Consider the following 24261-nt stretch of genomic DNA (forward strand, 5'->3'; position numbering starts at 1 on the left):
CAATACCAAGATTTATTTAACCACGGTTATATTGGCTGCAATACGGGCCGCCAGCAGTTGGCTGACGGTTGTTGGTATCGCCCTCATTCAGTGACAACCATGGACAAAAACAACAGCTCCATGACGCGCAGAGGCGTCATGAAAGGCATCGGTGGCATCGCCGCCCTCTCGATGTCGAACGCGACCATCGCTGACGCACAGGCAGCGTTGACCGACCCGCTTCCGAGCGACCCGCACACGGCGGACACCTACCGCTCAATCGTGGACGCGATTATTCCGCGGACCCCGCAGCTCGAAGCCGAACTCGGCTCGGAACACGTTCCCGGCGGCCTCGACGCCGAACTCGAAAAATTTCTCATCTGGGACTTCAACCACTTCCAAGAGATTCGCTCCGAGATGGTGACCGAGAAGGTCGAATCGGAGACGGGACTCTCCATGCCGACCGCGCTGTTCGAGTTCGACCTCGACCTCGGCGGCCTCGGCTCCCCACTCGACGCGCTCCTCGACCTCGCCGACCTCACGTTGCTCGACCTACTCGACCTGGGCCTCGACACCGACGAACTCGAAGACCACCTCGATTTCGGCGCGGTCGATTCCATCGACGTCGGATTCGCGGACCTCGACACCTCGACCGAAGGCATCGCGAACTTCGAGGTCACCGTCGATTCCGACGGCGAACAGTACCACCAGGTGCTCCAGAACTACCCCTACGCGCCGGTATTTACGTTCGCGTTCGACGTCGTGGCCGCAGAGTTCCTCGCGAAGGGGAAAAACGAGGAGCCGCCCGCACCGAACGAGAAGTTCCCGGCCGGCGGGACGTTCACCCGCCTCGCACCCGAAGACCGGCTGCGCTGTCTCTGGACCATCGTCGACGGCGGCGTCGTGGACGACCTCGACGAATTGCTCTCGCCGATGCTTCCGGACGTGGGCATTCTCAAGTACGTCGTGATGGCGGTAAACGGCCTCCACGGCTTTGGCTACTACACCGAGTGGTCGGGCTACGGCAGCACGAAGGCAGAGATGCCAAACGACCGCGAGATGGAAGTTCCCGCAGGCGAGGTCCAGAGCAGAACCCAGACCGACTACCCCGGCCCCGCACCCGGCTACGCCGCAAACTGGCGGCACGCGGTTCCCGGCGGCTTCAAAGACCCGAAAGCGAAGAATCTGAACTTACCCGACGACCTCGCTGGCGATGACGTCATCGACGGTCTCGGAGGTGGCTCCCAATGAATAATCCAGACGTCATCATCGTCGGCGCGGGTGCCGACGGCCCGGCGGCGGCGTGGAAACTCGCAGACGACCACGGTCTCGACGTGCTCATCCTCGAAGGTGGGGCGTTCCACGGCAACAAGCAGTGGCCGAAACCACACGCCGACGCAGGCGGCACCGTCAGCACCGACCCCGCTGACCTGGACGGTAAGCTCTTAGACGAACAGTTCACCCACCTCGAGGCGGATGCGAACGACCCGACCTGGGGGTACCTCCGGGTCGGCCCCGCGGACCACTCCCGGGCCCCGTGGTTCCGCAACCTCCACCAGAACGCGTTCATCTGGCAAATCAGCGCCGTGGGCGGCACGTCGCTGCACTACTTCGCGAACCACCCCCGGGCGTACCCCTACGCCATCGACACGCAGGACCACTGGCCCATCTCCTACGAGGAACTCGTTCCCTACTACCAGCTAAACGAGGAGATGACCAGCACCCAGCAGGCACCCATGACGGGCAAAGAAGAGGTCTTCATCGAGGGGGCGACGAACGCGGGCTACCCACTCATCGACAGCAAAAACGTCACCGAGACGGGGTGGCGGCCACAGGCCAACGCCGTCGAGGTGCCGGGCCGCGAAACCTCGAACGGCCAGCCACTCGACGCTGATTACGAGGGCTCCTTTAGCTACGACGACGGCTTCCGCGGCGACACGCTCGTCGGCGACCACTTCCAGGGCTCTTCGACGCCGGTGGACGCGCCGGTCCGCGACAAAGCCCGCAAGTCGAGTAACGTGAGCTACGTGCCACCCGCGCTCGACACGAACAAGGACGCAGAGAAGGGGAACGTCGCCATCCGACCGAACGCCTACGTCACGAACATCGAGACGACGGGCGGGCCGGGCAGCATCGAGGCGAGCGGCGTCACCTTCCGCGACAGCTGGTCCGGCATGACCCAAACCGTCGAGGCGGACACCGTCGTCCTCGCAGGCGGCTGTATCGAGTCGCCACGCCTCTGGCTCAACTCCGGCCTGCCGGACGACGGCTGGGTCGGCAAGGGCCTCACCACCCACTGGTTCGACTGGGTTGTCGGCGTCTACGACGACGACACTATCGCCGAAATCAACCCCGACGGCGAGCACATGGACCCCTACATCGGCCAGAACTCCGCCGTCCGCTTCGACAAGCCGGGCGTCGGCGGGATGGAGGACATCGGAATGTCACCCGGCCTCGTCTCCTACGCCGACTACCTGTTCAGCCAGGCGGGCTACAGTTTCGACACGCCCGTGGACCCGGACGAACCGTGGGACACCCGCGGCTACGTAGTCGGCGAGGAACTCAAACGGCGGATGTCCGACTACCGCCAGACGAAGGCGCTGCTCATCCTCACCGACGACCTGCCACGCCAGGACAACGGCGTCTCGCTCGACAACACGTTCTCGGACGAACACGGTGCCGTGCCGAAAATCAAGTGGTCGCCACATCCGGACGACGACGCGAAGCGCGACGAACTCTGTCGCATCGCCGCTCGCATCCACCGGGAAGCCGGCGCAGAGCACGTCCACCGCTGTGATTGGCCGCCGCTGCTCCTCCACATGCAGTCGTCGATGCGGATGGGCAAGGTGCTCGACTCGAACGCAGAGGCGAAGAACGTAGACCGGCTGTTCGTCGCGGACCACTCGGCGCTCGCCAACGGCCTCGGTGGCCCGAACCCGACGAACTCGGGGCAGGCGCTCGCCCTGCGCACCGCCGACAAAATCGCGTCGCTCTACTTCTAACTCCCGCTGTTCATTTTTCGAGTGAATCCTGCCACTGCTGGACCTTCGCCATCAGTTCGACCGGCGAAATCGAGTTCACGTCGATTCCACCCAGTTCGTCGAGCACTGCTTTCGCGGCGGACTCGAGCGATTCCGGGTCCGGCACATCACTCCCCGAGTCGTCGTCGGACTCGCGCAACTGCCCCGACCCGAGGTCGAAGACGACCTGTTTCGTCCCGCTCGCACTCCCGCGAACGTCGATGGCCCTGTCCGTCCGGAGGCGAGAGAGCACGTCGTCCGCCCTGCTCACGACGGGGCGCGGGACGCCGGCCAATTCCGCGACGTGAACCCCGTAGGAGCGGTCTGCGGCCCCCTCGCGTATCGTCCGGAGGAAGGTCACGTCGCCGTCGCGCTCGTCCGCGCCCATGTGGACGTTGTGGACGCCCGGGAGCCGTCCCGCGAGACTCGTGAGTTCGTGATAGTGGGTCGCGAAGAGCGTCTTGGCCGAGATCTCGTTCACGAGGTATTCCGTGGCCGCCCACGCGATGGAGATGCCGTCGTAGGTTGCAGTTCCGCGACCCACTTCGTCCAGGATGACCAGTGAGTCTTCGGACGCGGAGTGGAGAATATTGGCCAACTCCTGCATCTCGACCATGAACGTAGAGCGTCCCTGTGCGAGTTCGTCGAGCGCCCCGACGCGGGTGAAGATACCATCGACGAGACCGATGCGGGCGGCTTTCGCGGGTACGTAACTCCCCACCTGCGCCAGTAGGACGATGAGCGCCACCTGTCGCATGTAGGTGGACTTCCCGCTCATGTTCGGCCCGGTGACGATTAGGAACGACCGGTTATCGTCGAGCCGGGCGTCGTTTGGCACGAACTCTGTGGTCTGTTCGACGACGGGGTGGCGACCCGCCTCGATGTCCACCGGCCCGTGGTCAGCAAGTTCGGGGCACACCCAGCGATGCTTCGCGGCGTGGGCGGCAAAACTCGCGAGCACGTCCAGCTCGGCGAGGGCGCGACCCACGTCCTGTAACAGGGCGGCCTCGGCGGCGACTTCGGCGCGAAGGTCCTGAAACAGTTCGTACTCCAGTTCGCCACGCTGTTCTTCGACCTGCAAGATGTCGCGCTCTTTCTCCTCTAACTCGGGAATCGTGTACCGTTTCGAATTCTTGAGCGTCTTGATTTCGCGGTACGCGTCGGGAACCTTCTCGACCTGTGACTTGCCGACCTGAATGTAGTAGCCGTCTGTCCGGTTGCGGTCTACCTGCAGGTGAGAGATGCCGTACTTCGACTTCTCTCGCCCGGCGAGCGTCTCGATCCAGTCTAAGGCGTCGTCGTGGCGCTCGATGAGCCGGTCGAGTTCGTCGTCGTAGCCGTACCGGAACAGGCCGCCCTGCGTTACCGTCGCCGGTGGATCGTCTGCGAGCGCGTCGTCGAGGGCGTCGTGGAGGCCTGCCGCAGCCTCGCGGTCGGGGTTCGCCACGATACTCGCCAGTGGCGAGTCGGAGAGCGTCGGGTCGGCGTCGATTGCGTCTGCGAGGTCGGGGAGTAACGCGAGCGTATCCCGCACCTGCAACAGTTGACTCGCACCAGCACTCCCGGACGCGGCGCGACTTGCGAGGCGTTCGACGTCGTAGGCATCGCCGAGCACGTCTCGAATCTCTTCGCGTGCGAGGGCGGCTTCGGCGAGCGCGGCGACGCTCTGCTGGCGGACTTCGAGCACCTGCGGCGAGCGTCGCGGGCGCTGGAGCCACGATTTGAGCAGGCGACCGCCCGGACTGGTTACGGTGTGGTCCAGCGTCCCGAACAGCGACTGGCCGCCCCGACCCATCGTCTCCGCGAGTTCGAGGTTGCGCTGGGTTGTCGAATCGAGTTCGACGTGGTCGTCGGCCCGGTAGGGGTGCAGTCGCGTCATCGACTGGAGGACGCCGACGCCAGATTCGTCGACGTAAGCGAGCACCGCTCCGGCGGCCTGAATCGCGGCTTCTGCCTCTTCTAAGCCGACGCTCGCGAGTGCTTCGTCGCCGAACTGCGCGGCGACGGTGTGGCGGGCGCGGCCCGGCGCGAACGCGTCTGCCGCGTGCAACGAGAGGGAAGCGTCGGTTCGCGAACGCAGGTCGGAGAGGAACGTCTCGTCGCCCCGAACCTCGGGACCGGGGAGGATTTCGGCGGGCGCGAAGCGGTAGAGTTCGGTCAGCGCGGCGTCTGCATCTTCGACTTCCGTGGCGTGGAAGTGACCCGTGGTCACGTCCGCGAACGCCAGCCCGTAGGCGTCGTCACCGCGAACCACTGCGGCGAGGTACTGGGCGTCAGCCGAGGTGGTTTCGAGGAGCGTTCCGGGGGTGACGACGCGGACGATTTCGCGGGCGAGGCCGCCGTCTTCGGTGTCGTACTGGTCTGCGACGGCCACGCGATAGCCGCGTTCGACGAGGGCCTTGAGGTACGGGGTCAGTTCTTTGAGCGGGACGCCGGCCATCGGATACGAAGAACCGTGGCTGGACTTCTGTGAGACTTTCAAGTCGAGTTCCTCGCCGACGAGTTCGGCGTCGTCCGCGAAGAATTCGTAGAAGTCGCCACACTGCATCGCGAGAATATCGGCATCCGTAGACTCCTTGAGCGAGAGAAATTCGCCGACGATGCCCGTCGCCTCAGTCATACTCTCACCTCTCCGCGAGGGAGTGTAAAACGCTGTGGGTTCGCCCGGACACCGCGTTTCGGGGAGTCGTATTGCGGGCTCTGTACGGCTCTATAGGTTTCATAGCGAGTTATTTAGCCCCGTTATCGAAACGTGCAGATGACGTACGAGTCAGACAGGCATCAGACACAGCCCACGAACCAGTCAATCCAGAGGCAGTTGCTGTCATACCAACTACCATCCGTCACCCACCGGGGCTGCGTACGTCACCCTCCTGCTTTCAGTCACGATAATCAACCAGCAGTCCCTACACCACTTCCAATGACCGCCACCGACTCCACCCGAATCGCCTTCGTCTGCGTGCAGAACGCCGGGCGCAGCCAGATGGCCATGGCCTTCGCCGAACGCGAACGCGGCCGCCGCAACGCCGACCATATCGACCTGCTCACCGGCGGCACGAACCCCGCAGAGCGCGTCCACGAGAACGTCGCCGAGTCGATGGCCGAACTCGGCATCGACATCACGGGTCGGGACCCCCACGAAGTCACGCCCGACGACCTGGCCGAGTACGACTACGTCATCACGATGGGCTGTGACGCGAACGACGTCTGCCCCTTCGGCTGGGGCGGCGAGAGTCGCGACTGGGACCTAGATGACCCGCACGGAAAATCGCCCGAGGAAGTGCGTGAGATTCGTGACGAAATCGAGGGGCGAGTTGTCGAACTGTTCGACGAACTCGCCTGATGGAGGTTGGATTATCGTCTATGAACAGTAGTTAGAATCTTCTTGTCTCACACGAAGGAGATTTCCACTATCATCAGTTGTAGTCCTCCACTCGTATCGTGAATCGCTCACAGACACGGAGACCCCCCATGGATAACCTATGGAGACACTATCGATCGAGACATTATTCCAAATATGCGAATAACCTCCTTGGATACGCCGTTCATCTGAGGTATAGTTCCCGACCGGTTCCAGATAAACTCCTGCCCAATGCTGGTCGTTCTCTGCACCGTCCCACCCAATATAATAATCATCCACCTCGAACGAAGGTCCATCACCAAATTCGTTCTCATTCGGAGTTACATAAGTGCTCGTCTCTGTAGTCTCTGAGACATTGTAGGATTCAAAATCCCACCACTGGTTTTCATAGCCGATACCGACTCGGTCGTTGGGTTTTTGTCCAGAATCATCCCATTCCCAGTTGTACGTCCATATGAGTTCGGCATAGTACTCTCCTTTCGGGCAGTTGTGCCACAGGTAGCATGAGATGTCAAGATCATTATCTTGGTATGACATCGTACCGATTCCTCCATCATTACTAGGAACATCGTAGACATGTTGGCTCTTGTCAAATCCAATGCCCTGATTTTTGAGGAATTCTTCGCGCTCTTTTAGGCTTGCACCGTTCTCAAGTCTACGATGAGACGCCTGAATTTTTTTCTTGAACGATTTGTCTGCTCGTCCAGCAGCACCAACAATAGGTATGGAACCAAGAGCTGTAGCTCCTGCAGTCATCTTCAAAACATTACGACGAGACAATTTCTTCGGATTTTTATTTGATATCTACGTCCATGAGTAGTTATTGAATTATTATAAATATGTCTATTCACATGTAAATCCAATCTATTTCTATTTTGAATCTTATGGGTCATTTCGTAGTACTTATCATGCTGGATAGTTATTTTCACTCAATGTATAGGAGAAAATTCCTCTTCGGGGTTGTTGCAGCTACGGCACTCACTGGCTGTACTGATTTCAGGAATGGCTCTGCGAACGAACAAACGACAGCGTACATCGACGACCCGAATCAGTCGATTGAATTCGACGTACTCAACCACGATTGTCTCGCTGAAGACACGAACTTAGAATCCGCAAACGAAGTGGAGTTCACTCACGATTCGTCTGCAAATCGAATCAGAATCACTGGAAACATCACCGACGGAGAGCCACAGAAAACTGCGTATCTCCAGAACGTCAATCGAGTCACTGAGAATAATGAGCTTCTGCTCACGGTTTTCACAAAGGAAGCAGAAGACCTCGAAGAGTGTCCGTCTCGTACCCAGTATCGGATTCAAATAACGTAACAGATCGAAGAAGTGAAGAAATACACTGTCCGTCACAACGGGAAAACCGTTGAATCGTTCGACGTCTCCAGAAACTAATCGAGCGCCGCGAGCAACGCAAACACCCTCTCTGCGAGCGTCTCCGCGTCTTCTGCAACCAGTTTCACGATTGGCTCCTTGCCGACTTCGCCGCGGTCGATGACCGCGATTGGCGTCTCGCCCGCACCGCCAAAGGCCCGGCGTGCGCCCCACCCCATCGTGTTGCCCTCTCGTGCTTTCACGTCCTCGGGTTCGACGCTCCGGTCGAACTCCGCGAGCGGCCACTCCAGTTCCGAAAGTGCGGCTTCCACCTCGTCGTCGAACCGACAGTTGACCGCGAATCTGAGGTTCGGGACGCTTTCCCGCGCGCCAAGCAGGAACCGGGCGACGTGGCTCGACGCGCCGAAGCGCACGCCCCGATTCGGTTTCACGCCCGAGAGCGTGCGAGTGATGCGTCCTTCGACTGCCGCCGTCTCGGAGACGGCCTCCGCGAAGGGCGTCGCGCCGACGACGTTCATGCCGATTTCGGGAACCAGCGCGCTCACGTCGCGGGCGACGAACTGCTCGACAATCCCCTCGACGGCCTCCGCCGTCTCCTCGCGGGCGGCGCGGTTTCGCAGGTCGACGAGGTGGTGGACCGCGCCCGGACCCTCCCCAACGTCGAGTGGATAGCGCACCGCTCGCGTCATGAAGGAGACGCCCGTCCCGACGGCGTCTGCGAGTGCGTCGCCCTGGGCGAGGCGAGCGGCGATGGCGCTCGACAGGGTACACCCCGACCCGTGGGTCGCGTCGGTCTCCACGCGCGGGTGGGTGAATCTCGTCACTTCGTCTGCCACGAGCACGTCAACGACGGTGGCTCCCGAGAGGTGGCCGCCTTTCACGAACGCGGCGTCCGCGCCCATCTCGACCAGTCGCTCGCCTGCCTCGATTGCGTCTGCTGGTGTCGCGATTTCGACGCCGGTGAGGACCGTCGCTTCGTCCGCATTCGGCGTGACGAGCGTCGCCTGTGCGACCAATTGCTCGTAGGCCGACTCCGCCGCAGATTCGAGCAGCCGGTCCCCAGAGGTGGCGACCATTACGGGGTCCACGACGAGTGGGGCGTCGAAGTCGGCCAGTCGGTCGGCCACGGCTTCGACGACCTCGGCGGTCCCGAGCATTCCCGTCTTTACCACGCGCACGTCGAAGTCCGAAACGACGGCGTCGTACTGCGCTTCGATTTCTGCGACGGGGAGGGTGTACGAACTTGTCACCCCCTGTGTGTTCTGGGCGGTTACGCTCGTCACGACGCTCGTGGCGAATGCGCCGTGGGCTTCCATGGTTTTGATGTCCGCTTGAATCCCTGCCCCGCCGCCCGAATCGCTCCCCGCGATGGTCAGGCACACGGGTGGCGAGACGGGGGAAGCTCGCCGGGTCATTCTGCCTCCTGCAGTTTGCCCATGTACTCCTCGAACGCGCCCCAGAACGGGTCCACGCCGGGGTGGTCGGTCGGTTCGCCGTCGACGACGAGGCCGGAGTCTGCGACCACTTCGCCGACTTCCGCGGCTGGAATCCCCTCGGCGTCGAGCGCGGCGAGCACGTCGTCTACGCCCTCTGGCTGGACTGTTGCGAGCAGCGTCCCCTCGCTGATGGAGTGCCACAGTTCGATGTCGAAGAAGTCGCAGGTCTCACGGACGCCCGGCAGGATGGGCACGGCGTCGGTCTCCATCTCGATGCCGACGCCGGCGGCACGGGCGATTTCGTAGAGGCCGCCGAAGATGCCACACTCGGTTGCATCGTGCATCGCGGTGACAGGCCCGGCGGCCGCGGCGACGAGAGCATCCTGGACCGGACTCATGTCGTAGAAGCGGTCTTTGGCGGCCTCGATTGTGTCTGCGTCCAGCTCGTCGACCATGAGCGACTCGAATTGAATCGAGAGCAGGCCGGTCGCTTCGACGGCTGGGCCTTTCGTGACGATGACTTTGTCACCGACCTGCGCGCCGTCCGGCCGGACGAGGTCGTCGTACTCACCGACGGCGATGGCGGTCGCGCCGCCGACCATCGGGTAGTTGCATCCGGCGTAGCGCGCAGTGTGCCCGGTCACGACGCTCACGCCGAGTTCCTTGGCCTCCGCGTCGAACGTCTCCCAGACCGTCGCGAACTGCTCGTCGGTAATCTCCGACGGGAGGTTGAAGTCGATGGAGAGGTGCGTCGGGGTCATCCCCGAGACGGCCACGTCGCTCATCAGGATGTGGAATGCGAACCACGCCGCGCGTTCGAAGCCGAGCGACGGCATGAGGAACACGGGGTCAGTCGCGAGGGCGACCGCCTTCCCGCCGACGTCGATGACGCCGAAGTCGACGCCGTGTTGGGGCGACAGCGTCTCGTCGTCGCGGGTGGCGCCCAGATTCGGATAGATGTACTCCTCGAAGAACTCCCGGTCTACTTTACCCAGTTCTGCCATACCTCGAATTACAACTGGGTGCTATTAGTTGGTAGTGGTGTCGGCGACGTTAGCGGTCTTCGGCGTATTTCGCGTAGACGGCCCACGACGGGTCCACGTCGGGATGCTCGATACGCTCGCCGGCTGCGTACACGCCCTCGCCTTCGGTGACCGTTCCGGCCTCCGCGACGAGGATGTCTTCGGCTTCGAGGGCGGCGACGACGCGGGCCACGGCTCCGGGTTCGACGGTCAGGAGGAGCGTCCCACAACTCGTCGAGGCCCACGGGTCCATGTCCAGATACGCGCAGGTTTCTGCCACGCCAGGGAGCATCGGCACCGCGTCGGGGTCGAAGTCGATGCGCACCCCTGCTCCGCGGGCCAGTTCCACGAGACCACCGTGAATCCCGCCTTCGGTGGCGTCGTGCATCGCGGTGACGCCGCCCGCCGCTCCGGCGACGAGCGCGTCCCGAACGACGCTCGTGTCTTCGAGGCGTGCTCGCGCCTGTTCGAGTGTCTCGTCGTCCAGGTTCATCTGGTCGCCGAACAGGCTGGTGAGCAGGCCAACCGCTTCGGCGGCCGGACCTTTCGTGACGAGGAGGTTGTCGCCCGGGTTCGCTCCGTCGGGCCGGACGAGGTCTGTGTGGTCGCCGACGCCGAACACGGTCGCCGCGCCCACCCACGGGTACTCGATGCCCGAGTACCGGGCGGTGTGGCCGGTGACGATGCTGATGCCGAGTTCGCGACACTCGGCGTCGATGGTCTCCCAGATGGTCGCGAACTGCTCGTCGGTAATCTCCGGCGGCAGGGAAAACGAGATGGCGAGATGCGAGGGGGCGATTCCGGACACGGCCACGTCCGCGAGAACGATGTGGAGGGCGAAGCGAGCGGCCTGTTCGAAGCCGAGCTGCGGAAGAATCGAGATGGGGTCGGTGGCGACGACGAGTGCCTCTCCGCCCACGTCGAGCACGCCGAAATCGACGCCGTGTTTCGGTCCGAGAGTCACGTCGTCGCGGGCTGCCCCCAGATGCGGGTAAATGAGGGCGTCGAAGAAGGCGCGGTCCACCTTGCCGAGGTCGGTCATACGCAAAAGTGTGGGTGTGTCGGGTAAAAGCCGTGCTGATGGCGTTGCCGAAACCGATACACATAACCTGTCGATTCGATTGATATACGCGCATGACAGAACATGACATTACTCGGGCACGCCGGAGCGAGTCACGATGAGCGCCCTCGGCGCGGTTCGCCGGGTAAGCGACCTCGCGAGCCGATACTTCGTCGTCTGGGTGCTCCTGTTTTCGGCAATTGCACTCCTCGAACCGGGCCTGTTCACGTGGATTGCAGAGCGCGGCCTCATCTCCCCGGGTCTCGGCCTCATCATGCTCGGAATGGGTCTCACGCTTCGTCCCGCCGACTTCCGCCGGCTTGCCGCAGAACCGCGTGACGTCGCCATCGGCGCAGTCGCCCAGTGGATTGTGATGCCACTCGCCGCCTATGGCCTGACCATCGCCCTCCAGTTGCCCACGGAACTCGCCATCGGCGTCATCCTCGTCGGCGCGGCCCCCGGCGGCACGGCCTCGAACGTGATGGCCTATCTCGGAAAGGGCGACGTCGCGCTCTCGGTCGCCATCACGACGGTGACGACGCTCGCCGCACCCATCGTCATGCCCGCATGGGTCGTCTTCCTCGCAGGCGAGACGCTGAACGTCACGTTCATGGACCTCTTCGTGAGCATCGTCCAAATCGTGTTCATCCCCGTCGTCGTCGGGTTCTGGGTTCGCTTCCTTCTAGACGAGTACGCGCCGGCCGCCGCCGAGGTCGGCCTCGACGTGTTCCCGCTCGTGAGCGTCGCCACCATCGTCGCCATCGTCGCGGCCGTGGTCGGCCTGAACGTCGAAAACATCCTCACCGCGGGCGCGGCGGTGCTCGTCGCCGTCGTCGCCCACAACGCCATCGGTCTCAGCGCAGGGTACGGCGTTGGCAGACTCTCGGGGATGGCTGAAGACCGGGTTCGGACGACCACCTTCGAAGTGGGCCTCCAGAACAGCGGCCTCGCCGTCGCGCTCGCCACCGCCTTCTTCAGCCCGACGGCGGCGCTCGTCCCGGCGCTGTTCAGCGTCTGGCACAACGTCACTGGGCCGGCGCTTGCGAGTTACTTCTCGCGTGAAGAGTCGGTCACGACGGGGTCAACGCGACCCCACGGAGCCGGCGAGCATTGACGGCCACGATAATCGTCGAGACGGACATGAACACCGCGCCGATGGCGGGTGAGAGCAGGATGCCGACCGGCGCGAGAATCCCCGCCGCGAGCGGGAGTGCAACGACGTTGTAACCCGTCGCCCAGACGAGATTCTCCTGCATCTTGCGGTAACTCGCTCGCGAGAGCTCGACGAGTCGCACCACGTCGACCGGGTCGTTCTCGACGAGGACGATGTCGCCGGACTCGATTGCCACGTCCGTGCCGGAGCCGATGGCGATGCCGACGTCGGCACGGGCAAGGGCCGGTGCGTCGTTGACGCCGTCGCCGACCATCGCGACGCGTTTGCCCGCCGCCTGTAACTGGCCGATTTTTGCGTCTTTCTCGTCGGGGAGTACCTCGGCAAAATACTGGTCGATGCCGAGGTCTGTGGCGACCGCGCGCGCCACGTCCTCGCTGTCGCCGGTCAACATGGCGACCTCGATGCCCATCGCGTGGAGAGCATCGACGGCCCGTCTGCTCTCTTCGCGAACGACGTCAGCGAGCGCGAAGGCGGCGACGATAGCCGTTTCGTTCTCGACGAGATAGACGACGGTCTGGGCGTTTTCCCCGGCTTCCGCGGCGAACGCGCGGATGGAACCCGACGGTTCGATGCCAAGGTTTGTCAGGAGGTTTGGGCCACCGAGGTGGACGACTGCCCCGTCTACGGTGGCGCGGACGCCGAGCCCACGGAGGTTCTCGAAGTCGGAGACGGTGACGCCGACCAGTCCGCGGTCGGTCGCCGCCGCTCGAATCGCTCGGGCGATCATGTGTTCTGAGTCGCCCTCGACGCCCGCCCCAACGGTGAGCGCCCGCGTTTCGTCCCACCCCGATTCAGTTTTGATGCCGACCACTCCCTGTTGACCCTTCGTCAGCGTCCCCGTCTTGTCGAAGACCACGACATCCAGATTCCGCGCTTCCTCCATCGCCTTGCGATTGCGAACGAGAATCCCGTTTCGGGCGGCGGTCGAGGTGTTGATGGCGACGACGAGCGGCACGGCGAGGCCGAGGGCGTGAGGACAGGCGATGACAAGCACCGTCACTACCCGCTCTAACACGCCGATGGAGAATCCGGTCGCAAGCACCCACGCGACGGCGGTGAACGCCGCCACAGCGAGGGCGATGTAAAACAGCCACCCCGCCGCCCGGTCTGCGAGCAGTTGTGTCTGGGACGTAGAGCGTTGGGCTTCGTCGACGAGGCGCATAATGCCTGCGAGGGCCGTGTCGTCGCCTGTCTTCGTCACGCGAACGCGAAGGCTGCCGTCTTGATTGACGGTTCCCGCAACGACGTCGCTTTCGGCCTCCTTGTCCACCGGTTTCGATTCGCCTGTAATCATCGACTCGTCTACGGACGAGGCCCCTTCGACCACCATCCCGTCAGCGGGGATGCTTGCGCCCGGTCTGACGAGGACGACGTCGCCTTCTGTCAGCGTCGCGACGGGGACTTCCTCCGTCCCACCGTCCGCGGTGACGCGCTCTGCGGTATCGGGCAGGAGTTTCGCCAGTTCGTCGAGCGCGCCCGAAGCCTGTCGCACCGAACGCATTTCGAGCCAATGGCCGAGCAACATGATGTCGATGAGGGTGACGAGTTCCCAGAAAAAGGGCGTGGTTCCGGGCAGGAACAGACTCACAATCGAGTAACCGAATGCGACCGTAATCGCGAGCGAGATGAGTAGCATCATCCCCGGTTCGCGATTATCGACCTCGGTCCGGGCCATCCGCAGGAAGGGAACGCCACCGTAGGCGAAGACGACGACCGAAAGGACCGGCGATATCAGCGAACTGCCCGGAAACACTGGCGCCGCGTACCCGAGGGTATCCTGGATGAACTCGCTCCAGAAGACGACCGGAACCGAGAGGACGAGCGACACGAGGAATCGGCGGCGGAACATCGCCTCGTGACCGGTGTGGTCTGTGTGGGCACGTTGGGCAGTGTGCATGGCCGGTCTTGCGTGCCCTCCATGACCGGCAGGCCGTCCGTCTCGCTCGACCACGTTGTGCCCGTGCGCTCCGTGACTGGCGCTCTCCTCGGGGCCGAACGATTCCGCATCGGTCCCGGGTGTCGAAGTGTTACCCATGGTGTATATTTGTCGCGTCGTTTCATCCCCTTGCCGCCTTCTTCACTGCGGGCTGAACCAGCAATGGAAAGTCGGCCGACGCTACGGGCGACGACGAACCGGCACGAAACCGTGGGTTGGGTCTCGCGTATCGACTTTCGATTTCAATGCCGAAGGGGCGAAAAACCGTGGTTTCTGAGGGAAAAACGTATTCAAGCAGTCTCGCATATCTCTACGTGTGGTATTGTCTACAATTAACAATACGTGAGTGCGATAATGACGACATCAACAACGGACCGACGAGTGGGCTCGATTGTACTCGTCATCCTCGGCGCGCTCCTCCTCTTCCCGATTCTCTTCGTGGGATTCGGCATGATGGGCTTCGGGTCGATGATGGGCGGGTTCTGGGGTGGTGGCTTCGGGATGGGAAGCGGGGCGATTCCCGGATGGATGCTCGCGGTAGCGTTCGTCGGTCAACTCCTGTTTCTCGCCGCCATCGTCGCCGGCGGCTATCTGCTCGTGCGGTCGATATCGAACAGTGGAACCGATTCCGCGCTCGACGAATTACGACTCGCGTACGCACGCGGCGACCTGACCGACGAGGAGTACGAGACGCGAAAACACCGCCTCGAAGCCGATTCGAGGTGATTTGACGGCGTTCGCGCTCGTCGAACCGGATTTGCCATCGCCAGTTGTTCTCCGGCTCCGGTTTGGAAACCAAACCGAATGCCGTCCTGTGTTTCGGTTTCCAAGCCACAATCGCATTAGAGTCCGCTCCCGTTTGTTTAGACGAGAGACTCATGGACCGCTGGGAGTACGCCCTATTAACGACGATCGCACTGGCCGTGGTCGGAATTGGCGTTGCGACCACGAATCAACCACTCTCCACGTTCTTCGTCGAGAGCGCGACGACGGCCGCCACGACCACCGTCGCGATGGCGTGGATTACCTGGTGGGCGCTCGTCCTCGGGTTCGCCATCGCGGGCGGTGTCGAGGCGTGGGTCGATTCCGACGACATCGCCGACCTCATGTCCGGGCACGGACCACGAGACATCGGCGCGGCGACGTTCTTCGGGTTCGTCTCGTCTTCGTGCTCCTACAGCGCCATCGCGACCGCGAAGAACCTCTTCAAGAAGGGGGCTTCGGCGGCCGCCGCGCTCGGCGCGTTCATGTTCGCCTCCACCAACCTCGTCATCGAAATCGGGGCCGTCATCTGGATTCTGCTGGGGTGGGAATTCCTGCTCGCTGACTTCCTCGGTGGCTTCCTGCTCATCGGCCTGATGACCGTCGGGTTCGTCTACCTCGTCCCGGACGAGGTCATCGACCAGGCCCGCGAGAACGCCCAGCGCGACGGCGAGCCCACCGCAGAGGACCCCGTCTGTGGTATGGAGGTGAACCCCGAAGAAACGGATTATCACATACAGCACGACGGCACGACCTACCACTTCTGCTCGCAGTCGTGCAAGGAAAGTTTCGACCCCGAGGAAGCGAACACGACCATCGTCGAACAGGCCACCTCGAAAGCGGGCTGGAAAGCCCTCGCCGACAAGCAGTGGAAGGAGTGGGCCATGCTCTGGGACGAAATCGCTATCGGGTTCGTCTTCGCCGGCCTCATCGCCGGATTCATCCCACAGACCGTCTGGACGAGTCTCTTCTCGGGCGGTGCGAGCGGCGCTCCCGTCTTCATCGTCTGGACGGCCGCCCTCGGGGCCATCGTCGGCGTCGCGACGTTCGTCTGTTCGGTCGGGAACGTGCCGTTCGGAACCGTCCTCTGGACGAACGGCCTGCCGTTCGGGTCGGTGCTCTCGTACATCTACGCGGACCTCATCGTCCCGCCGATTATGGACGCCTACCGCGAGTACTACGGGACGAAATTCGCCGCCATGCTCTCGGGGATGATCTTCCTCGCGGCGGTACTCGTGGGCGTGGTCATCCACTTCCTGTTCCTCGGGCTGGGCCTCATCCCAGACCCCTCGACCGCACAGGTCGCCGAGGTGAAAATCGAGATGAACTACAAACTCGTTTTGAACGTCCTGGCGACTGTCGTCTTCATCGCCCTCTACTGGCTGCATACCCGCGAATCGGCCGGCGAGGACGCTCCTGGCGGAATGGCGCACTCCACGGACTGAACACGGTCGTCCGCGGCAAGTACACACCCGACCAACTGCCTTTTGTTTCGTCGCCCAAGTAAGGCCATATGAGCGATTCCGAATCCGACCAAATTACCGTGTTCTCGGACTACGTCTGTCCGTTTTGCTACCTCGGCCGACACTCCCTCTCGAAGTACCAGGAAACTCGTGAGGAGCCACTCGACGTCGACTGGCATCCGTTCGACCTCCGCAGCCAAAAGCGCAACCCGGACGGCACCATCGACTTCTCGGTCGACGACGGCAAGGACGAAGACTACTACGCCCAGGCCAAGGAGAACGTCCGCCGCCTGCAGGAAAAGTACGACGTCGAGATGACCCTCGACCTCGCGACGGACATCGATTCCCTCGATGCACAAGTCGCCTCCTTCTACGTCAAACAGGAGTATCCCGAGCAGTGGCTGGACTTCGACGAGGCCATCTTCACCGCGCTCTGGCAGGACGGTCGGGACATCGGTGACCGGGAGGTTCTCTTCGAACTCGCCGAAGCTTCGGGCATCGACCCCGAGGAAATCGAACTCGCGCTTGACGACGAAACGCTCCGTGAGCAGGTGTTCGAAAAGTTCAGTGAGGCTCACGAGTACGGCGTCACGGGCGTCCCGACGTTCGCCTACGACGGCTACGCCGCCCGCGGTGCGGTGCCGCCCGAGCAACTCGACCGACTCGTCGAAGGCGTCTGATTCGCCACCGGTACTTATCGCCTCTCGGGGCTTACATCGTTCGTGAATCGCACGGCCAAATTCGCGGCGGCCACGACGGCCGGTCTCCTCGCCATCTGGGCAGCGTGGGGACTCTACAACAAACGGGCTGCAGACCGCATCCCCTACACCATACGCAGCACCGTAGACGGGGTCGAACTCAGGGAGTACCCCGAGGTCATCGTCGCGGAGACGAGAGCCCCAAACGAAAACGTCGCGTTCCGCCGGCTGTTTGAGTACATCTCCGGCGAGAACGAGGGCGCGTCGAAGATTTCGATGACTGCGCCCGTGCGGACCCACGGCGGGAAGATTTCGATGACCGCACCGGTTCGCACCGTCACCGACGAAGCGCAGGTCACGATGGGCTTTTTCTTGCCACGCGAATACACCCCCGCAGCGGTGCCGAAACCCACGAACCCGACCGTCTCGCTCGTCGTGGAGGTGCCCCGAACGCTTGCAGTGCGGTCGTTTGGCTGGTACGCCACCGACGACCGCATCGAACGCGAGAAACGCGCCCTGCTCCGGACGCTCACGGACAACGAAATTATTGTGAAAGGCGACCCCTACGTCCTCCAGTACGACGCGCCGTGGACGCCCCCGTTCATGCGGCGAAACGAGGTCGCCGTCGAAATCGCCCCGTAACTCGTCACTGCGCGCACCTTTTCCGCACTGGCAGAGTATCTCTTGCATGGATTCGACGACAGCGAGTGGCGACGCGCGCCTCGCCCTGGTCACCGGCGCGAGCAAGGGTCTTGGCAAGGTAGTGGCGACCTTCCTCGCCGGGCATGGCTACGACCTGTTGCTCACCGCGAGGACGGCGGCCGACCTGACCGAGACGGCCCGCGACATCGAGGCGATGGGTTTCGAGGGACCAGTCGAAACGGTCGTCGGCGACGTGACCGACCTCGCCCACCGCGACGCGTTACGCAAGTACGTAGACGAACGCGGCGGCCTCGACCTGCTCGTGAACAACGCCTCGACGCTCGGACCGTCTCCGCTTCCGCCGCTCGCCGAGTATCCCCTCGCTGACCTCGAAGCCGTCTTCGAGACGAACGCGGTCGCCCCGCTCGCGCTAATTCAGGCGCTCCTTCCGGCGCTCGCCGCGCGGTCAGGACTCGTCGTGAACATTACGAGCGACGCGGGCGTGGAGGGCTATCCCGGGTGGGGTGGCTACGGTGCGAGCAAAGCGGCGCTCGAACTCCTGAGCAAGACACTGGCCGCGGAACTCGAAGGCGAGGTCGGCGTCGTCATCGTAGACCCCGGCGATATGCGAACCGACATGCACCAGCAGGCGTACCCCGGCGAGGACATCACGGACCGTCCGCTGCCAGACATTACGCTCCCGTTCTGGGGCTGGTTGCTCGGGCAGGACCCGCTCGCAATCAACGGGCGACGCTTCCAGGCGCAGGCGGACTACTGGGAGGCCGCGCCGTGATGCAACTAACCGACCTGCAGTTCGAACGCCCGCAAGCCTTGCAGGCGATCGAACCGCCAGAGGAACGAGGGCTCGAACGCGACGAAGTGCGCTTACTCGTGAGCGAAGGCGGGAGCCACCACCACGACCGGTTCCTTCATCTCGCCGACGCCCTCCGTCCGGGCGACCTGCTCATCGTCAACCAGAGTGCGACGATTCCAGCCAGCCTCCCAGCGACCGGTCCGGACGGCGCGTTCATCCTCAACCTGTGTACCGACTACGGACACGGCCTCTGGCTCACTGAGCCACGACGAAGCGCGAGCGAACCCGGCCCGCTCTCCCTCTCACCGGGCGACCGACTCGAAGTTGCGGGCCTCCACGGTCGGATCGTCTCCGTATTCCCGAACATTCCACGACTCACGTTCGTCCGCATAGCCGGCGACGTGGGAGCGGCGATGGCGACGCACGGCTCGCCCATCCGGTACGGCTACCTCGACCGCGCGTTTCCGCTTTCGGCCTACCAGACGTACTTCGCCACGACGCCGGGGAGCGCGGAGATGCCCTCGGCCGCCCGGCCGTTCACCGCCCGCGTCGTGGACCGTCTCCGCGCCCGCGGGGTGGGTATCGCGACGCTCACTCTCCACACCGGCGTGTCGAGTCTGGAGGTCGAAGCCGACCAGTGCGAACTCGGCTGCCGGGAGGACGCCTGCCTCCCCCTCTATCCCGAACCGTTCTCGGTTCCCGCCGCGACGGCGCGAGCGATTTCGGCCACGAAAGCGCGCGGGGGTCGAGTCGTCGCCGTCGGGACCACCGTCGTCCGCGCCGTCGAAACCGCGTGGGATGGCGAACAGGTCCGGGCGACCGGTGGGTTCACCCGTCGGTTCATCTCACCCGATAGCGGGGTTCACGTCGTCGATGGCCTACTGACCGGGCTTCACGACCCCCAGACGACCCACCTCGCAATGCTCTACGCGATTGCGGGACGCGAGCGCATCATGGACGGATACCGGGAAGCCATAGACGAGGGCTACCTCTGGCACGAATTCGGCGACTCACACCTCATCCTCGCCTGAGCGGTGGATAGCCCTTTGACCCTGCCGCGAAAACGGTTCGTATGAACGCATTCGAGCGACGCACCCGTGCCTGTCAGGAGGCGCTCGCCGCCGACGCGGACGCTGTCGTCTGCTTTCCCGGCGAGAATATGTACTATCTCTCGGGGTTTCACGACGAACCGATGGAGCGTCACCTCTTCCTGTTCGTGGCCCGCAAGGGAGACCCTATTTTCGTCGCGCCCGAACTGTACGAAGCGCAGATTCGCGACGCCTCGTGGGTCGAAGACGTGCGAACCTGGGCCGACGGCGACGACCCGCGCCGCCTCGTCGAGAACGTCCTCATCGACCTCGACATCGTGGCCGGAAATCTCCTCGTGGACGACCAGCTGTGGGCGCAGTTCACCCAGGACCTCGAAGCTGCCGCACCGACGGCCACATTCGGCCTCGCGAGCGAAGCCCTCGCCCCCCTCCGGATGCGCAAAGACGAGACCGAACTGGCCGCGATGCGCAGAGCGGCCGCCATCGCGGACGACGTGTGCGAGCGCGTCAGAGCAATGGGCGAGGAGGCAATCGGCATGACCGAGGCCGAACTCGCCCGACACATCGAGACTCTGTGTAGCGACGCCGGTGCGGACGCGCTCTCGTTCGACGTCATCGTCGGGTCGGGACCGAACGGGGCGAAGCCCCACCACCGCCACAGCGATCGAGAAATCGAGGCGGGCGACCCTGTTGTCCTCGACTTTGGCGTGTTCTGCGACCACTACCCGAGCGACCAGACGCGCACTGTCGTGTTCGCGGGCGACCCGCCAGACGGGTTCGAGGACGCCTTCGACGCGGTGAAAGCGGCCCAGGAAGCCGCCGTGCAAGCGGTCGAACCCGGTGTGAAAGCGGAGCGCATCGACCAGGTTGCCCGCGACATCATCACGGAAGCAGGATACGGCGAGCAGTTCATCCACCGGACGGGTCACGGTGTCGGCCTCGACGTTCACGAGGACCCCTATATCGTCGCCGGCAACGAGATGGAACTCGAACCCGGCATGGTGTTCAGCGTCGAACCCGGCGTCTACCGCTCGAACGAATTCGGCGTTCGCATCGAGGACCTCGTCGTGGTCACCGAAGACGGCCACGAACGCCTCAATCACTCACCGCGCCACTACTGACTTGGCGACCGACGGCCCAACCCGAGCATCTTTTTGACGCTGAAGGCGACTCCCTTTCACATGGAAGGGGCGCTTGGGCAACCCGCACAGATGGCCGAGAACGCAGACGAGTTGACGCCGATGATGAGTCAGTACTTCGAGTTGACGGGCCAGTACGAAGACTGTCTGGTGCTGTTTCAGGTCGGCGACTTCTACGAGGCGTTCTGCGACGCCGCAGAGACCATCTCCCGGCTCCTCGATATCACGCTTACCGCCCGCGAGGACAGTACGGGCCGCTACCCGATGGCCGGCGTCCCCATCGACAACGCGTCCTCCTACGTCGCGAAACTGCTCGACGCGGGCTTTCGTGTCGCCATCGCAGACCAGGTGCAGGACCCGTCTGAAACCTCCGGCATCGTCGACCGCGCGGTCACCCGCATCATCACGCCGGGGACGCTCACCGAAGACGAACTTCTTCGGACTGACGACAACAACTACGTCGCCTGTCTGACGGCCGGGTACGGCCTCGCGCTGCTCGACGTTTCGACCGGTGAGTTCCTCGCGACGAGCGCCCAGTCGCTCGACTCGATTCGCGACGAACTCGGTCGCTTCGCCCCCACCGAAGCCATCGTCGGCCCCGGCGTGGACGACAACCTGTTCGACGCAGACTGCATGGTAACGCCCGTCTCTGACGATATCTTCGAGTCAGACGCGGCCCGCGACCGCATCTCGACCTACTTTGGCCCGCCGGAGGCGTTGCTCGCGGGCGAAGCGGAGATTCAGGCTTGTGGGGCGCTGCTCGCCTACGCCGAATACACTCGCGGCGGCGAGGACGGCCACCTCGACTACCTCAACCACCTCACGCGCTACGACCCCCGGGAGTACCTCCTGCTCGACCCCGTCGCCCTCCGAAGCCTCGAACTGTTCGAGCCGCGGGCGGTCCACGCGGCGCGAAACGCAACCCTCGTCGGCATCTTAGACGAGACGGCCTCGGCGCTCGGCAGTCGCAAACTGAAGGCGTGGCTTCGCCGCCCGCTCGTCGATTCGACGCGCATCGACGACCGGCTCGACGCGGTCGAGGAACTCACGACCGCCCTCCAGGTGCGGGAGGCGGCCCACGACCACCTCCGGGACGTCTACGACATCGAGCGACTCATCGGACGCGTCTCTCGTGGGCGGGCGAACGCCAGGGACCTGCGCTCGCTCAAACAGACCCTCGACGTGGTTCCCAACCTCCGAGACCTCCTGCGAGACGCCGACTCGGAGCAACTCCAGTCGCTCCACGAGGGCCTCGACGACCTGCCCGAGATTCGCAACCTCATCGCCCAGTCCATCCGCGAAGACCCGCCGGTCGAAATCACCGAGGGGCGCGTCATCAAACTCGGCTACGACGACGACTTAGACCAACTCCGAGATACCGAACGCTCCGGCAAGGAGTGGATAAACGCCCTCGAAGAAACCGAGCGCGAACGCACCGGCATCGGGTCGCTGAAAGTCGGGTTCAACCAGGTCCACGGCTACTACATCGAGGTGACGAACCCGAACCTCGAGAAGGTTCCAGACGACTACCAGCGCCGCCAGACGCTCAAGAACTCAGAGCGATTCTACACGCCCGACCTGAAAGAACGCGAGGACGAAATCCTCCGGGCCGAACAGCGCGCAGACGACCTGGAACACGAGTTGTTCCGCGACATCCGCGACGAGGTGGCCGCCGAATCCGCGCGGATTCAGGCCGTCGCGGACACGCTCGCGGCGCTCGACGTGCTCGTCTCGCTCGCCGACGTCGCGGCGAATCACGGCTACACCCGGCCCGACATCGGAACCGACGGCATCCACATCGAAGGCGGTCGCCACCCCGTCGTCGAACGTACCGAACAGTCGTTCGTGCCCAACGACACGCACCTCGACGCGACCGACCGGTTCGCCATCCTCACCGGGCCGAACATGAGCGGGAAGTCCACCTACATGCGACAGGTCGCCCTCCTCACGATTCTCACGCAGGTGGGCAGTTTCGTCCCCGCGGCGAGCGCGGAAATCGAACTCGTCGACCGCATCTTCACGCGAGTCGGAGCGTCCGACGACATCGCTGGCGGGCGGTCAACCTTCATGGTCGAGATGACTGAGGTTGCCGACATTCTGCGGGAGGCGACCGACAAATCGCTCGTCCTTTTGGACGAAGTGGGCCGCGGGACGAGCACCACAGACGGCCTCGCCATCGCCCGGGCGGTAACCGAACACATCCACGACGATATCGGTGCGCGGACGCTGTTCGCGACTCACCATCACGAACTGACGGCGATGGCAAACCGCCTTGCGGGCGTCCACAACCTCCACTTCGAAGCGACGCAGGTGGACGACGAAGTCGTGTTCCAGCACGACCTCTCGCCCGGCGCGGCCGCCGCCTCCTACGGCGTGGAAGTCGCGAAGGCCGCCGGCTTGCCCGCCTCGGTCGTTACCCGGTCGCAGGAACTGCTCGCCGAGACAGACGTTGCCGAGCAAGAACCACCCGCTGTCGATGGCGACCTCGCCGACCTCCTCCGTGAGGTCGACCTCGCGAACACGACGCCACTCGAAGCGATGAACGTCCTCCACCGGCTGAAAAACGACCTCGACTGATTACGCGGTCGGGTCGAGCGCGACGAATTCGAGCCCATTCTCTGCGAGCAAGTCGCGTGCCCGGTCGGTCACGGAGGGAGCGACGAGGATGCCACGAACGGTGGCGTCCGCGTGTAACTCCCGCCGAAGCGCCTCGACGTAGCGGCCAAGTTGCCCCACCGCGTCCGGGCCGACGCGCCGGCGTTTCAACTCCACGACGACGGTCCGGCCGGCGGCGTCCCGCCCGAAGATATCCACTGCGCCAGCAGGCGTCTCGCGCTCCGTAGCCAGTGGCTGGAAGCCCGGTTCGACGAGCGACGGGTCGTCGAGGATGCGTCGTTTCAGGTCTGCTTCGGTCCCTTCGACGGCGAGCGTACTCTCGTCGGTCGGGTCGAACGCGGCGACCTGCACCACGGACTCGAAGGTCACGAGGAGTTCTTCGGCGGGGTTGGACCGTACGCTTCGAATCTGGAGACTTCCCTCACAGAGCCGTGGCTCGTGAGTACAGCCCGGTGGTTGCCAGTTGACCGGTTTCTGCCCCTCGCCCGTGTGGACGAGCAACGACCCGTCGGGTTTGAGCATGATGTGGCGGTCGCCGGGGCCGAGATAGCTCGCCGCCCGGCCGTCGTACTCGACCGTACAGCGCCCGAACAGGGTTATCAACGAGTCGCGGGCGAGTGCGGTTTCGAGGAAGTCGGTGGCCGCCGCTGGCGTCGGCTGGGAGAGCGTCGCGGGTGGGCCTGCTTGCTCCTCGTCTGTCGCGGTCACTGCGTGAGCGTTGCCACTCGGCGCATAAAAACCGCCTGC

Annotated in this window: 20 protein-coding genes; 13 read left to right on the forward strand and 7 right to left on the reverse strand. The window is 63.7% G+C overall.

Annotated elements, in window-relative coordinates; all coding sequences use genetic code 11:
* Nucleotides 1–120: 120 nt before the first annotated feature.
* Both P0648_RS04310 and P0648_RS04315 read left to right on the forward strand, forming a co-directional pair.
* On the forward strand, nt 121–1230 hold the full coding sequence (locus tag P0648_RS04310; protein ID WP_277505328.1) for a hypothetical protein: 1110 nt from the start codon (nt 121–123) through the stop codon (nt 1228–1230).
* A complete protein-coding gene (locus P0648_RS04315; protein WP_277505329.1) occupies nt 1227–2981 on the forward strand; it encodes a GMC family oxidoreductase N-terminal domain-containing protein in 1755 nt (584 codons plus the stop codon). Before P0648_RS04310 ends, P0648_RS04315 begins: the two co-directional genes overlap by 4 nt.
* A 10-nt stretch (nt 2982–2991) precedes the next feature.
* On the opposite strand, the gene mutS (P0648_RS04320) is transcribed toward P0648_RS04315, so the two are convergent.
* The gene (gene mutS / locus P0648_RS04320; RefSeq protein ID WP_277505330.1) at nt 2992–5619 is read right to left on the reverse strand and encodes a DNA mismatch repair protein MutS; all 2628 of its coding nucleotides are present in this window, start codon (nt 5617–5619) and stop codon (nt 2992–2994) included.
* 300 nt (nt 5620–5919) lie between these two features.
* Here mutS (P0648_RS04320) and P0648_RS04325 point away from each other — a divergent pair, with 300 nt between their 5' ends.
* The gene (locus P0648_RS04325; protein ID WP_277505331.1) at nt 5920–6342 is read left to right on the forward strand and encodes a low molecular weight phosphatase family protein; all 423 of its coding nucleotides are present in this window, start codon (nt 5920–5922) and stop codon (nt 6340–6342) included.
* 18 nt (nt 6343–6360) lie between these two features.
* On the opposite strand, the gene P0648_RS04330 is transcribed toward P0648_RS04325, so the two are convergent.
* Entirely contained in the window at nt 6361–7116 is a 756-nt protein-coding gene (locus tag P0648_RS04330) for a hypothetical protein (RefSeq protein ID WP_277505333.1), read from the reverse strand.
* A gap of 176 nt (nt 7117–7292) precedes the next feature.
* Here P0648_RS04330 and P0648_RS04335 point away from each other — a divergent pair, with 176 nt between their 5' ends.
* Nucleotides 7293–7685, forward strand: coding sequence for a hypothetical protein (locus tag P0648_RS04335; protein ID WP_277505334.1), 393 nt, complete (start codon nt 7293–7295; stop codon nt 7683–7685).
* Nucleotides 7686–7759: 74 nt separating this feature from the next.
* Here P0648_RS04335 and thiD read toward each other — a convergent pair whose 3' ends face one another.
* The 3 genes from thiD to P0648_RS04350 are packed head-to-tail and all read right to left on the reverse strand — an operon-like array spanning nt 7760 to nt 11203.
* Nucleotides 7760–9118, reverse strand: a complete 1359-nt coding sequence (gene thiD, locus P0648_RS04340; protein WP_277505335.1) for a bifunctional hydroxymethylpyrimidine kinase/phosphomethylpyrimidine kinase — start codon at nt 9116–9118, stop codon at nt 7760–7762.
* Complete coding sequence (locus tag P0648_RS04345; protein ID WP_276245466.1) at nt 9115–10143, reverse strand: AIR synthase family protein; 1029 nt, start codon at nt 10141–10143, stop codon at nt 9115–9117. Before P0648_RS04345 ends, thiD begins: the two co-directional genes overlap by 4 nt.
* 49 nt (nt 10144–10192) lie before the next feature.
* On the reverse strand, nt 10193–11203 hold the full coding sequence (locus tag P0648_RS04350; protein ID WP_276245465.1) for an AIR synthase family protein: 1011 nt from the start codon (nt 11201–11203) through the stop codon (nt 10193–10195).
* 136 nt (nt 11204–11339) lie between these two features.
* Here P0648_RS04350 and P0648_RS04355 point away from each other — a divergent pair, with 136 nt between their 5' ends.
* Nucleotides 11340–12335, forward strand: a complete 996-nt coding sequence (locus tag P0648_RS04355) for a bile acid:sodium symporter family protein (RefSeq protein ID WP_277505336.1) — start codon at nt 11340–11342, stop codon at nt 12333–12335.
* Here the strand turns inward: P0648_RS04355 and P0648_RS04360 are convergent.
* A complete protein-coding gene (locus P0648_RS04360) occupies nt 12292–14244 on the reverse strand; it encodes a copper-translocating P-type ATPase (RefSeq protein ID WP_369685674.1) in 1953 nt (650 codons plus the stop codon). The two genes, P0648_RS04355 and P0648_RS04360, sit on opposite strands and share 44 nt — an antisense overlap.
* A gap of 441 nt (nt 14245–14685) precedes the next feature.
* On the opposite strand from P0648_RS04360, the gene P0648_RS04365 reads away from it, so the two are divergent.
* The 8 genes from P0648_RS04365 (at nt 14686) to mutS (P0648_RS04400) (ending at nt 23475) form a co-directional block, all read left to right on the forward strand.
* Nucleotides 14686–15057 (forward strand): SHOCT domain-containing protein, encoded by a 372-nt coding sequence (locus tag P0648_RS04365; RefSeq protein WP_276245463.1) that lies wholly within the window; start codon nt 14686–14688, stop codon nt 15055–15057.
* A 152-nt stretch (nt 15058–15209) separates the two neighbouring features.
* Nucleotides 15210–16538, forward strand: coding sequence for a permease (locus P0648_RS04370; protein ID WP_277505338.1), 1329 nt, complete (start codon nt 15210–15212; stop codon nt 16536–16538).
* Between the two features lie 68 nt (nt 16539–16606).
* Complete coding sequence (locus P0648_RS04375; RefSeq protein ID WP_276274537.1) at nt 16607–17236, forward strand: DsbA family protein; 630 nt, start codon at nt 16607–16609, stop codon at nt 17234–17236.
* 42 nt (nt 17237–17278) lie between these two features.
* A complete protein-coding gene (locus P0648_RS04380) occupies nt 17279–17896 on the forward strand; it encodes a heme-binding protein (protein ID WP_276245460.1) in 618 nt (205 codons plus the stop codon).
* 46 nt (nt 17897–17942) lie between these two features.
* Nucleotides 17943–18689 carry an SDR family oxidoreductase gene (locus P0648_RS04385; protein WP_276245459.1) on the forward strand — a complete coding sequence of 249 codons (747 nt, stop codon included), beginning with the start codon at nt 17943–17945 and terminating at the stop codon, nt 18687–18689.
* On the forward strand, nt 18689–19741 hold the full coding sequence (locus P0648_RS04390) for an S-adenosylmethionine:tRNA ribosyltransferase-isomerase (RefSeq protein ID WP_277505341.1): 1053 nt from the start codon (nt 18689–18691) through the stop codon (nt 19739–19741). Before P0648_RS04385 ends, P0648_RS04390 begins: the two co-directional genes overlap by 1 nt.
* Before the next feature lie 41 nt (nt 19742–19782).
* The gene (locus P0648_RS04395; protein ID WP_277505342.1) at nt 19783–20880 is read left to right on the forward strand and encodes a Xaa-Pro peptidase family protein; all 1098 of its coding nucleotides are present in this window, start codon (nt 19783–19785) and stop codon (nt 20878–20880) included.
* 60 nt (nt 20881–20940) lie between these two features.
* Nucleotides 20941–23475: a DNA mismatch repair protein MutS gene (gene mutS / locus P0648_RS04400; RefSeq protein ID WP_277505344.1), complete on the forward strand. Its 2535-nt coding sequence runs from the start codon at nt 20941–20943 to the stop codon at nt 23473–23475.
* On the opposite strand, the gene nucS is transcribed toward mutS (P0648_RS04400), so the two are convergent.
* The gene (nucS, locus tag P0648_RS04405) at nt 23476–24222 is read right to left on the reverse strand and encodes an endonuclease NucS (protein WP_277505346.1); all 747 of its coding nucleotides are present in this window, start codon (nt 24220–24222) and stop codon (nt 23476–23478) included.
* Nucleotides 24223–24261 lie beyond the last annotated feature (39 nt).

The organism is Haladaptatus sp. DYSN1, from assembly GCF_029489995.1.
Classification (GTDB): Archaea; Halobacteriota; Halobacteria; order Halobacteriales; family Halococcaceae; genus QDMS2.